8 protein-coding genes are annotated in these 12,273 nt (G+C 62.6%); 3 read left to right on the top strand and 5 right to left on the bottom strand.

Annotation, left to right across the window (positions count from 1 at the left end):
- Nucleotides 1–141: 141 nt before the first annotated feature.
- Nucleotides 142–1,584 carry a mechanosensitive ion channel domain-containing protein gene (locus D109_RS0100865; protein WP_017475205.1) on the bottom strand — a complete coding sequence of 481 codons (1,443 nt, stop codon included), beginning with the start codon at nt 1,582–1,584 and terminating at the stop codon, nt 142–144.
- A gap of 63 nt (nt 1,585–1,647) precedes the next feature.
- Nucleotides 1,648–2,514, bottom strand: coding sequence for a pirin family protein (locus D109_RS0100870; RefSeq protein WP_017475206.1), 867 nt, complete (start codon nt 2,512–2,514; stop codon nt 1,648–1,650).
- A 186-nt stretch (nt 2,515–2,700) separates the two neighbouring features.
- Here D109_RS0100870 and D109_RS0100875 point away from each other — a divergent pair, with 186 nt between their 5' ends.
- Nucleotides 2,701–3,807, top strand: coding sequence for an efflux RND transporter periplasmic adaptor subunit (locus D109_RS0100875; protein ID WP_017475207.1), 1,107 nt, complete (start codon nt 2,701–2,703; stop codon nt 3,805–3,807).
- Between the two features lie 2 nt (nt 3,808–3,809).
- Complete coding sequence (locus D109_RS0100880; RefSeq protein ID WP_017475208.1) at nt 3,810–6,881, top strand: efflux RND transporter permease subunit; 3,072 nt, start codon at nt 3,810–3,812, stop codon at nt 6,879–6,881.
- An 86-nt stretch (nt 6,882–6,967) separates the two neighbouring features.
- Here D109_RS0100880 and D109_RS0100885 read toward each other — a convergent pair whose 3' ends face one another.
- The 3 genes from D109_RS0100885 to D109_RS0100895 form a co-directional block, all read right to left on the bottom strand.
- Nucleotides 6,968–8,197, bottom strand: coding sequence for a M20/M25/M40 family metallo-hydrolase (locus D109_RS0100885; protein WP_017475209.1), 1,230 nt, complete (start codon nt 8,195–8,197; stop codon nt 6,968–6,970).
- Between the two features lie 69 nt (nt 8,198–8,266).
- Nucleotides 8,267–9,325 carry a diguanylate cyclase gene (locus D109_RS0100890; RefSeq protein ID WP_026077694.1) on the bottom strand — a complete coding sequence of 353 codons (1,059 nt, stop codon included), beginning with the start codon at nt 9,323–9,325 and terminating at the stop codon, nt 8,267–8,269.
- A gap of 79 nt (nt 9,326–9,404) precedes the next feature.
- The gene (locus D109_RS0100895; RefSeq protein WP_017475211.1) at nt 9,405–10,040 is read right to left on the bottom strand and encodes a LysE family translocator; all 636 of its coding nucleotides are present in this window, start codon (nt 10,038–10,040) and stop codon (nt 9,405–9,407) included.
- Nucleotides 10,041–10,170: 130 nt separating this feature from the next.
- On the opposite strand from D109_RS0100895, the gene D109_RS0100900 reads away from it, so the two are divergent.
- Complete coding sequence (locus D109_RS0100900; RefSeq protein ID WP_017475212.1) at nt 10,171–11,574, top strand: PLP-dependent aminotransferase family protein; 1,404 nt, start codon at nt 10,171–10,173, stop codon at nt 11,572–11,574.
- Nucleotides 11,575–12,273 lie beyond the last annotated feature (699 nt).

Here is a 12,273-nt window from a genome sequence, read left to right on the forward strand (position 1 = left end):
GGAGTGAGGGAACGCCGAGCCACAGCGAGGCGCCGACAGGCGGGGCAGAGCCCTTTGCTTACTTTGGGGCTTTTCCAAAGTGAGTCGCTGTAAGAGCGAAACCATAAGCCGCCGTTACCGCAGCAACGGATATGTACCCCGTCAAGCCCGACTCCGCAGCCACTGCATAAACCCCTTCTTAACCGGCACCACAGGCGCCTCCTGGGTCAAACTCTGAGCCGCATGCAACCTGAAATCCAGCAGGCTTTTCATAGCCTCACTGATGTCATGCCGAGCATCCAGACAAGGCTTCAGATACTCCTTCTCAATCCGATACAACGTACAAAACGTCTTCGCCGAAAAGTCCGCAGGCACACCCTGCTCCGACAAAATCCCGGCCTCACCAATCACTTCCCCCGGCCCCATCCGCCCGGCTTCAAACTTGTGCCCCGCCTTGGTCAACATCACCGAAATCACCCCGGACTCAATGATAAACAGGTGATCACTCACCTCCCCCGCCGGCAGAATCATCTCCCCGGCGCGAAAGGTCTGCAGCGTCATATTCTGGCTGAACGTCTCCTTCTCCTCCTGCCTCAAGGTCGAGAAAATAGACGAACTCTCCAACAACGCCCGAGCCCGGGAAACCGCCACCGGCGCATTACTCTCGGCCGCCGACAACAAACTCACCCCCGCCGCCTGCAAATGCCGAAACGCCAAATCATAAAGCTGATTACGCACCTCACGCTTGAGCGTCATCGCCGGCACAAACCCACTGATCTCATACTCCACCCCACCACTGGCCGAGGTCTTGAACGCCACAGTCGGCGCCGGCTTGGCCAGCAACGGCCGACACCCCTGCATCGCCCGCTCCAGCGCGTCCAGCACGGTTTGCGGCCGCGCATGGGGGCTGACCTGCAGACTGACCGCCAGGCCAAACATGTCCGCCGGACGCGAGAAGTTGATGATCTTGGCCTTGGCCGCCAGTGAATTGGGCACCACCGCCAGGCTGCCCTGGGAGGTTTGCAGTTGGGTGGCGCGCCAGTCGATGTCGATCACCCGGCCTTCGGTGCCGTCGATGGAGATCCAGTCATCCAGTTGGTAGGGTTTGGTGGTGTTGAGGACGATGCCGGAAAACACGTCGCTCAAGGTGCTTTGCAACGCCAGGCCGACGATGATCGCCACCGCGCCGGAAGTGGCCAGCACGCCCTTGACCGGCAGGTCGAGCACGTAGGCCATGGCCGCGATGATCGCGATCAGGAAGATCACCGCGCCCACCAGGTCCTGCAACAGCCGCCCGGTGTGGCCGACCCGCTGCATCATCACCGCGCCGAGCAATACCGTGAGGGTACGTGCCGCGAACAACCACCAGCCGATCTGGAACGCCGTCGCCGCCAGGTGCAGCGCGACGTTGTCGCCGAACGGCGCGACCTGCATCGGGTTCATGCCTTCGTTGAACAGCACGGCGCTGAACACCGCAAAGATCACCAGCCGCGCCGCCAGCTTCCAATTGGCGAAATCGGCAGAGATCAGGCGCCATACGGCGATGTCGATCAGCACCAGCGCCAAGGCACAGAACATCGGGTGATCGGAGATAAATGAGGGCATTCAGGCGACTCCAGGGCGAATGCCATGAAGATCGCATGAAATGCCTTTGGAGGGTATAGCGCCCTAGCGCTGCATCTGCCCGAATTGCCCGGACTGATAGTCAGCAAACGCCTGGTGGATTTCCTGCTCGGTGTTCATCACGAACGGGCCGTGACCGACGATGGGCTCGTCGATCGGTTCGCCGCTGAGCAGCAACACCATGGCATCGTAGCTGGACTCGAGACGCAGTTGCGTGCCATCGCGCTCAAACAGTGCCAACTGCCCTTCCTGCGCCACCTCGGTTGCGTTGATCCGCAGCGTGCCGCGCAGTACCACCAGCGCGGTGTTGCGCCCGGCATGCAGGTCCAGCGTCACCGAACGGCCGGCGTTGAGGCGCATGTCCCACACGTCGATCGGCGTGAAGGTACGGGCCGGGCCCTTGACTCCGTCGAACTCGCCCGCGATCAGGCGCAGGCTGCCGGCGTTGTCGGCCAGGGGCAGCGTCGGGATATCGCCATCGAGGATGGTCTGGTAACCGGCGTCGGTCATTTTGTCCTTGGCCGGCAGGTTGACCCACAACTGGACCATCTCCAGAGCGCCGCCGCTGCGGGCAAAGGCCTCGGAGTGAAACTCCTCGTGAATGATGCCCTTGGCTGCGGTCATCCATTGCACATCGCCCGGGCCGATGGTGCCGCCGGCGCCGGTGGAATCCCGGTGCTCGACTTCGCCTTTGTACACGATGGTCACGGTTTCAAAGCCGCGATGAGGATGCTGGCCCACGCCGCGACGTTGCTCGGTCGGGGTGAATGCCGCAGGACCGGCGTGATCCAGCAACAGGAACGGGCTGATCTGCTTGCCCATGGTGTCGTAGGAAAACAGCGTGCGAACCGGAAAGCCGTCGCCGACCCAATGGCCGCGTGGGCTGGTGTAGATGCCGATGATCTTTTTCATATGTGTCTCCAGTAATGGATACACCTTAAATCCGATACCAATTCAGCGCTAGACGGCAAAACCGACCCTGATCGTCCCATCAGTGGAACAAAGATCCGGGGGCTGGATTAATTTATATTTCAGCCATAATATGGCGACAAATATTACGGACGTAATTTTTAGCTCACCTCGCCCACGGAGCCCGACATGAACCCTCTCCCCCTGCGTCTTCTCACGCCCCTGGCCCTGTTAGCAGTACTCAGCGGCTGCAACAACAAGGCCGACCCCGTCGCCGAAGCGCCCCTGCCCCGCCCGGTACTCGCTGCCAAGGTCGAAGCCGCCGGCAGCCAGCAAAGCGCCTACACCGGCGTAGTGGCCGCACGCACGGAAAGTGACTTGGGGTTCCGCGTCAGCGGCAAGGTGATCGAGCGCAAGGTGGATCCCGGCCAGCACGTCAGCCGTGGCGACACCTTGCTGGTGCTGGATATCGGCGACTTCGAACTGGCCCTGCGCTCGGCCAAAAACCGCGTCAATGCGGCCCAGGCGCAACTGCGTCAGCGCCGGGATGACGAATCACGCTACCAGCGTCTGGCGAATACCGGCGCCGTGTCGCGGCAGATTTTCGACCAGTCCGCTACCAATCTGCGGGTGGCCGAAGCAGAACTGGCCTCGGCGCAATCCGATGCCAGCCAGATCGAAAATCGCCGCACCTACTCGGTGCTCAGGGCCGATAGCGACGGCATCATCACCGACGTGCGGGTGGACCGCGGCCAAGTGGTCGCCGAGGGGCAAGTGGTTGCGCGCCTGGCCCACGACGGCGCCCGGGAAGCCATCGTCAACCTGCCGGAAAACCAGCGCGGCCAGGCTTCGCAAAAAGCCCTGGCCTTCCCCTTTGGCGCCCCTGAGCAGGCCGTGACCGCCACCTTGCGCGAGCTGTCCGCCAGCGCCGACCCGACCACCCGCACCTACCGTGCCCGCTATGTATTGCACGGCCCCGTCGACCGCTTTGCCCTCGGTTCGACCATCACCGTGCGCCTGCAAGGTGACGGCCAGGCCCAACAGACCCGCGTGCCCATCGGCGCACTGCAGGATGCCGGCAAAGGCACCGGTGTGTGGGTGATCGGCGCCGACGACAAAGTCAGCTTCGCCCCGGTCAACGTCGCCAGCCTCGGCCAGGAAGACGCGTTGCTGGACAACGGCGTGAGCCCCGGCCAAGTCGTCGTCGCCCTTGGCGCGCACCTGCTGCACAGCGGTGACGCGGTACGCCTGTTGCCGGCCCAGGTATTGGCCCTCAACCGTCAGCAGGACCCCTGATAATGCGCGGGATCAACCTCTCCGAACTGGCGGTCAAGCACCGCGCGGTCACGCTGTTCCTGATCATCGCGATCCTCGCCGCCGGGGTCCTCGCCTTTGGCAAGCTGGGGCGCGCCGAAGACCCTTCGTTCACCGTCAAAGTCATGACCATCACCGCCGCCTGGCCCGGCGCCACGGCCCAGGAAATGCAGGAACAAGTGGCCGACCGCCTGGAAAAACGCCTGCAGGAGCTGGACTACTACGACCGCGTCGAAACCATCGCCCAGCCCGGTTTTGTCTCGATGCGCATGACGTACCTGGAGTCCACCCGCCCCAGCGAGATTCAGGACCTGTTCTACCAAACCCGCAAGAAACTCAGCGACGAAGCCGCGAAGTTACCCAAGGGGGTGATCGGGCCGTTTTTCAACGATGAATACTCCGATGTGTACTTTTCCCTGTACGCGCTGGAGGCCGAGCACCTGCCTCACCGGCAACTGGTGCAAATGGCCGAGGACATGCGCCAGGGCCTGCTCAATCTGCCGGGGGTGAAGAAGGTCAACATCCTCGGCGAGCAGGCACAGCGGATCTTCGTCGAGTTTTCCTATGAGCGCCTGGCCACCTTGGGCATCAAGCCCGAACAGATCTTCGCCGCCCTCGCCACCCAGAATGCCGTGGCGCCTTCAGGCTTTGTGGAGACTGCCGGGGCACGCGCCTATATCCGCATCGACGGCGCCTTCGACAGCCTGGCGCTGATCGAAAATGTCCCGCTGGAAGCCAACGGCAAGCTGCTGCGCATCGCCGATGTGGCCACCGTCAGCCGGGGCTATGAAGACCCGCCCAGCTACCGCATCCGCCATCAGGGCGACCCGTCGCTGATGCTCGGGGTGATCATGGAGAAGCACTGGAACGGCCTGGAACTGGACAAGGCCCTCAAGGCCCAGGAAGCGAAAATCCAGGCCGACCTGCCGCTTGGGGTCAACTTTGCCAAGGTCTCCGACCAGGCGAAAAACATCAGCCTGGCGGTCAACGAATTCATGCTGAAGTTCTTCGTCGCCCTGGCGGTGGTGATGGTCATCAGCCTGCTGGCGCTGGGGTTCCGGGTCGGGCTGGTGGTGGCGGCCGCCGTGCCGCTGACCTTGTCGATCGTGTTTGTGATCATGCTGATGACCGGCCGCGAGTTCGACCGGGTGACCCTGGGGGCGTTGATCATTTCCCTGGGCCTGCTGGTGGACGACGCGATCATTGCGATCGAGATGATGGTGGTCAAACTCGAAGAAGGTTTTGACCGGATCCACGCGGCCACCTTTGCCTGGAGTTCCACCGCGGCACCGATGCTCACCGGCACCCTGGTGACAATTATCGGCTTCCTGCCGGTGGGTTTCGCCCGCTCGGGTGCCGGGGAATATGCCGGGAATATCTTCTGGATCGTCGGCTTTGCGCTGATCGCTTCGTGGCTGGTGGCGGTGGTGTTCACGCCGTACCTGGGGGTCAAACTGCTGCCCCACATCCAGCCGGTGGTCGGCGGCCACGATGCGATTTATGCCGGGCGTTATTACCAGAAACTGCGCCGCCTGGTGGACGCTTGCGTGCGCAGACGCTGGCTGGTTACCGGGCTGGTGGTGGCCGCCTTTGTGCTGTGTGGCCTGGGCATGGGCGTGGTGAAGAAGCAGTTCTTCCCCAACTCCGACCGCTCCGAGCTGATTCTTGAGGTGTACATGCCGCCGGGCAGCGCGTTCAAAAGCACCGAGGCAGTGGCGGCGCAGGTGGAAAAGGCACTGATGGAGGAGTCGCAAACCGTGATGGTCGACACCTACGTCGGTGGTGGCGCGCCACGGTTTTTCCTGTCGCTGAACCCCGAGTTGCCGGAACCGGCCTTTGCCAAGCTGATCGTGCAGACCGCCGACGCACACGCCCGGGACGCCCTGAAAAAACGCATGGCTGAACGCATCGCGGCAGGCGAATTTCCATCGGCGCGGGTGCGGGTCACCCAGTTGGTATTCGGCCCGCCGGTGCCGTTCCCGGTGGTGTCTCGCGTGTCCGGCCCCGACCTGAATGTACTGCGCAGCCTGTCTGAAGAGGTGCGCCAAGTGGTCGCTGCCAACACCCTCACGCGGGACAGCTTCCTCGACTGGGGCGAGCGCGCCAGCAGTTACCGGCTGGTGCTGGACCAGGACCGCCTGCGCCTGCTGGGCTTTACCCCCGACGGGGTGAAGTCCCAGCTCAATGGGTTGCTCAGCGGCAACCCGATCACCGAAGTACGCGAAGGCAATCGTACCGTTTCAGTGGTCGCCCGCTCCCAGGGCAGTCAGCGCGAAGACCTCGGCAACCTGGACAACATGACCCTGACCAACAACGCCGGCGTGTCGGTGCCATTGGCCCAGGTCGGGCATTTCCAGGCGGTGATGGAAGAACCGATCCTCAAGCGCCGCAACCGGGCGCTGACCGTGGAAGTGCGTGCCGATATCGTCGACGGCACCCAGCCGCCGGATGTGGAAATGGCGGTGTACAAGGACCTGCAACCCCTGATCGCCAAGCTACCGGCCGGGTATCAAATCGTCATCGGCGGCCCGGTGGAGGAAAGCGCCAAGGCCAACGTCGCCCTGGCGGCGCTGTTCCCGATCATGATCCTGCTGACGTTGACCGTGATCATGTTCCAGGTGCGTTCATTCGGGGTGATGTTCATGGTGTTCGCCACCGCGCCGCTGGGGCTGATCGGGGCGGTGCCGACATTGCTGCTGTTCAACCAGCCGTTCGGGTTTAACGCCATATTGGGGCTGATCGGGATTGGCGGGATTCTGATGCGCAATACGCTGATCTTCACCGACCAGATCCGGCAGAACCAGGACCAGGGCATGGTGATTCGCGAGGCGATCATCGAAGCCACGGTGCGCCGGGCACGGCCGGTGATCCTGACCGCGCTGGCGGCGGCGTTGGCGTTTATTCCGCTGACGTTGTCGGTGTTCTGGTCGTCGCTGGCGTATGTGCTGATTGGCGGGGTGCTGGTGGGGACGGTGTTGACGCTGCTGTTCCTGCCGGCGTTGTGCAGTTTGGTGTTGGGGCGGGAGAAGACGCGGGAGGTGGTGACTGTAACCTGATCCAACTAACACCACAAAACCGATGTGGGAGCGGGCTTGTGTGGGAGCGGGCCCGCTCCCACATTTAGAGGTGTGGCGTTTTTAAGTCAGCGCTTGGACAGCTCCATAATCATCCGGCTCAGCAGATAAATCCGCGGCGCCACACTCTCCACCTCGGCATATTCCTCAGGCGTGTGAATATTGCCCCCGACAATCCCGAACCCGTCCAGGGTCGGCGTACCCACGCCAGCGGACAAGCTGGCATCCGCCGCCCCGCCGCTGCCTTCAATGGTCAGCTTGCGTCCCAGCTCGCCATAAATCCCTTGGGCAATCGCCACCAGCTTGTCCGACTCCGGCGTCTGCGGCATTGGCGGCAGGCCACGGTGCAGGCTGGTGGTCACTTCAGTCTCAGGGATCAGCTTGTTGGCCGAGACTCGCGCCAGGTCTTTCTCGATCCGGTCAAACTCTTCCGGCAATGCCGCCCGCACGTCGGCCTTGGCAGTGGCCTGGTCCGGGATCACGTTGACCCGGTCGCCGGCGTTGATCACGGTAAAGTTGATGGTGGTCTTCTTCTCGGCATCCCCGAGCTTGCCCAGTTGCAGGATCTGGTGCGCCGCTTCCATCGCCGCATTGCGCCCCAGCTCCGGAGCCACGCCGGCGTGGGCGGCCTTGCCCTTGACCTCGACCACGGCGGTGGCGCTGCCTTTGCGCCACACCACCAGCCCATCCGCCGGGCGACCCGGTTCCAGGTTGAGGGTCACGTCGTGGCCCTTGGCGGTGTTGCGGATCAGCTCGGACGCGCCGTCGGTGCCGGTTTCTTCGCTGGCGTCCAGCAGGAAGGTGATTTGCGCGTAGTCCTTGAAGCCCTGGTTTTTCAGGACTTTCAAGGCGTAGATGCCGGCGACGATGCCGCCCTTGTCATCCATCACGCCGGGGCCATAGGCGCGGCCGTCCTTGATGTGGAACGGCCGGGCAGCCGCCGAGCCTTCCTTGAACACGGTGTCCATGTGGGCCATCAGCAGGATCCTGGCCTTGCCGGTGCCTTTGAGGGTGGCGATGACATGGCTGTTATGGGCCGCGGCATCCGGCACCAGTTGGATGCTGAACCCCAGTTGCTTGAGCTCGTCGACGGCGATGTCACGCACTTGGGTCAGGCCCGGCTCGTAGCCGGAGCCCGAATCGATATTCACCAGGCGCTCCAGCAGTTTCAAGGCATCGGCCTTGTACTGCTCGGAATCGGCCTGGATCTGTTTGTGAGGTTCGGCGCTGAAGGCCGGCATGGCGAACGACAGCGCCAGGGTGGCTGCCAGCAAGGTACGCGGGAAGTTGAAGAGCATGAACCGATCCTTGTTTTTTGTTGGAAGGTAGCGCTCCACCCTACCTGACAAAAAACAATTTGTTGATCCTCAGATCGACCTCAGCCAACTTCCCTGCACCGAACTGACCCGGTTGCGCCCGCCGCTCTTGGCTTCGTACAGCGCCTGGTCGGCGTCGTTCAGCCAACTGGTGGCATCGCCGTGGGCCGGTCGATACGGCGCCAGGCCGATACTCAGGCTGGCGCGCAAGGTCGGGTCCTGTGCGTAGGCCAGGGAGTTGAAGCGGTCACGCAGAGCATCCATCACTTCGGTAGCGCGGTTCAGGGGCATGTCCGGCAGGATCACGCAGAATTCATCGCCGCCATAACGCCCGGCCAGGTCGGTGGCCCGCAGGTTCTGGCGCAGCACTTTGCTCAATTGGCGCAGCACGATATCGCCGGTGACATGGCCGTAGGTGTCGTTGATGGTCTTGAAGTGATCGATGTCGATCAGCGCGATGGCGGCGCCCTGCTGGTCGCGGCGGCAGCGCTGGAACTCGATTTCCAGGTGGTCTTTCCAGGCGCCGTGGTTGAGCAGGCCCGACAGGCTGTCGGTGCGGCTCAGCGCCAGCAACTCGCGCTTGTGCCGGGCCAGGGTGATCGCTTGCCGGTAGCAGATCCAGCCCAGGGCCAGGGGATAGAGCATCAGGATCGGCAGGCAGGCGTAGAGCTGAACTTCACTGGTCAGGACCGTCACGGCCGGGGTAAACACCAGCATCGAAGCGCCGATCCCCAGCGCCTGGGCCACCCAGCCGGCGAGCATGAAGCGCGGGCCGCCGATGGCGACGTTGTTCATGGTCATCATCGACAAGGTGGTCACGCTGGGCAACGGGTTGAACTGCATCGCGCCGACCCAGAAGCCACCGCAGAACGAGTCGAACAGCAAGTTGCGGTGTTCCGAGCGCAGGGAGTTCTTCGAGTGCCGCGACCATTGGTACGCCACATGCGGCCAGATGAGCGCGTTAGCGATCATCACCCCCCAGACCCAGGCGGGTTTATCCAGCGGGTAGATGGCGGCGGCCACGCAGATGAACCCGAGGGTTAATCCCAGGACGCGCGACTTGTACAGGCGTGAAGCGAGCGAAAGTCCCTTTCCTCCTGCGGCTGGCATGATCTGGCTTGATCCTGAATGAATGCCCGAAGTCTATCAGGGCAACGGCAGATCGCCACTACCACTCATAAGCTGGCCTTCAGTTGGAAAAGCCCCGGGCTAGCATCAACGCAACTCCCAGCAACAGCACCGCCGTGGCCCGTTGCAACAACACCCGACGCTTGGGGTTCTCCAGGACGTGCTTGATGCGCTGACCGAAGTAGCAATACAGGCAGCCGCTGGCGAATTGCAGCAGCAGGAAAGTCAGGCCGAGGATCGCGATGTCGGCGGCGGCACTGCCCTGGCCGATGGCGGCGAACTGCGGGAACACGGCGCTGAACAGGATGATCGCCTTGGGATTCGACAGTCCGGTCAGCAGGCCCTTGCCGAAAAGACTGCGGGCATTTTCCGGGGTTGCGTCGGTGGTCTTGATCGTCACGCCGCTGCTGGTCCATTGCTTGTAGGCCAGGTAGAGGATGTAGGCCACGCCCACCACCTGGATGATCCGAGTGATCAGCGGGTAGTCCTTGATCAGTTCGGAAAAGCCCACGGCAAAGATCAGGATCGAGATCAGGTAGGACACACTCGCCCCGAACTGCGCCGGCAGGGAGCGGCGCAGGCCATCTTTCAAGCCGAGGCTGAGCAACAACAAGGTCATGGGGCCGGGGCTGAACGCCAGGGTGGTGCACAACAGCAGGAAATACAAAAACGAAGACAGCGTCAGTGCGGTGGCCATGGCGTGGAATTTCACAGCAGGAAGTGAGGTTCGCAGTCTAGAGCGCACGTGGCGCCGGAGGCAGGTAAACTCCACGGATATATGCGCAGACTTTACCGGTAAAGTTGGCGGCAAACTTAAGGACAGTGTGATGCCCATTCCTGCGATTCACTTTCATGACCGAGCGCCCAAGGTGCAGCAGATCGTCGATGCCCTGGCCCATGCGATTGAGCAAGGCGAGTTGGCGGCCGGTAGCAAACTGCCGTCGGTGCGTGAGTTGGGGGCCTTGTTGGGCGTCGGAAAATTTACCGTGAATGAAGCACTGGATCGCCTGCGCGGGCGTCACCTGCTGACCTCCAGCCAAGGCCGCGGGCACTTCGTCGCCAGCAGCCTGGTGCAGCCGTCGTCCAGCACCTGGGTCGACTTGCTGCCTCAGGACCTGCTCAGCGTACTGCGCCGCCCCCTGGCCATGGCCCAGGGCGACCTGCGCCCCGGCGGCGGCCACCTGCCGGAAGACTGGCTGGATTCCGACGTGTTGCGCCAGGCCATGCGCAGCGCCGTGCGTGCCCCCACATTGCGCATCGCCGGGCTGGGCACCCCGGCGGGCCTGCTGCCGTTGCGCCAGGCGTTGCAGCAGAAGCTCCATGGTGAAGGGTTGTCGGTGCCGGTTGAGCAGATCATTACCACACCCAACACGGTGCAAGGGCTGGACATGCTCATGCGCCTGCTGGCACGGCCCGGAGACACGGTGTTGCTGGATGCGCCGTGTTATTTCAACTTCCACGCGAACCTGGCGTTGCATGGGGTCAAGGTGGTGACGATAGCGCGCCGGCCTGACGGGTTTGATTTTGTCGCGCTGGAGCAGTTGCTGGCGGAGCATCGTCCCAGCTTGTACCTGACCACCAGTGTGTTGCATAACCCGACCGGGCATTCGTTCAGTCCGAGCCAGGCGTTTCGCTTGCTGCAACTGGCCCGGGAGTATCGCTGCCATATCGTCGAGGATGATCTTTACGGGGATTTGCACCCCAACCCGCCGCCGCGTTTGGCGACGTTGGCGGGGTTGGAGCAGGTGACGTATCTGTCGGGGTTTTCGAAGGTGCTGACGGCGAATGCGCGGGTCAGTTATGTGGTGGCGGCGCCGCAGTTGGCGGCGAACTTGACCAATATGAAGTTGATGAGCGGCGGGATTACGTCGGAGTTGTTTGAGCAGATTGTGTATCGGCTGTTGAGTGAGGGCGGGTATGCCAGGCATCGCAAGCGCATGGTTCAGCGGCTGCTGGAGGCTGGGGGGCGGGTTGAACAGTGGCTGCGGCGTTGTGGGTGTGAGTTGCCGATGGGGTTTGAGGGGGGGATGTTTATCTGGGCGCGGTTGCCGGCGGGGGTTAATGGTGAGCGGTTGGCGGAAGCCGGGTTGAAACGCGGGATGGTGTTGGCGCCGGGGGCGTTGTTTGGGTATGAGCCGGGGTTGCGGGATTTTATGCGGTTTAATGTGGCGCACTGTGACCAGGCGCGGGTTCAGGTTGAGTTTGAGGGGTTGTTGCTGTCGCAGGTGTAGGCTGGGTTTGGGGTGTATATCCGTTATTTGGGTAACGGCGGCTATTGGTTCCGCCCTTACGGCGGCTCACTTTTGAACAGCGCAAAAGTAAGCAAAACGCTCTTGCCCCACCACTCGGCTCCTCGCCTAGGCTCGGAGTGCCCTCACTCCGGCTTTGGACCGTGGGCCGCCGCGATGGGCCATCCATGGCCCAGCGCGGCTAACCCGGCGTCCTGCCGGGTTACCCACGCTCCAAAGCCTGCGTTCGGCCAGCGTGGTTTAACGGGGCGCCTAAGATCAAGATCAAAAGCAAGAGCACAGCGGCCTCCCGGCCGGCTTGAGTGTTTAGAAGCAAAATCAAAAGCTAAAGCGGGCACGGTCCAAATGTGGGAGCGGGCTTGCTCGCGAAGGTCGTTAACGATGACGCTGGCATTCTGGATGAACGCGGCGCTCTCAGGTTTTTCGCGAGCAAGCCCGCTCCCACAGAAAAGCAGCTCTGCTTCCGCTCTGGATCTTGCCTCTGCTTTTAACACTCAAGCCGGCCGGGAGGTCGCTGTGCTCTTGCTTTTGATTTTGATCTGCAGGCCCCGTTAACCACGATGGCCGCAAGCAGGCACGGTGGAGCGGGTAAATCGGCAGGGAAGCCAAGCAATCCCCCCAATCCCAACTAAGCTCACTCCCCAACAAAAACAACGCCGAGCGCCCCCCAATGACCCACCC

It is taken from the genome of Pseudomonas sp. PAMC 26793 (assembly GCF_000313235.1).
In the GTDB taxonomy this organism is placed as follows: Bacteria; Pseudomonadota; Gammaproteobacteria; order Pseudomonadales; family Pseudomonadaceae; genus Aquipseudomonas; species Aquipseudomonas yamanorum.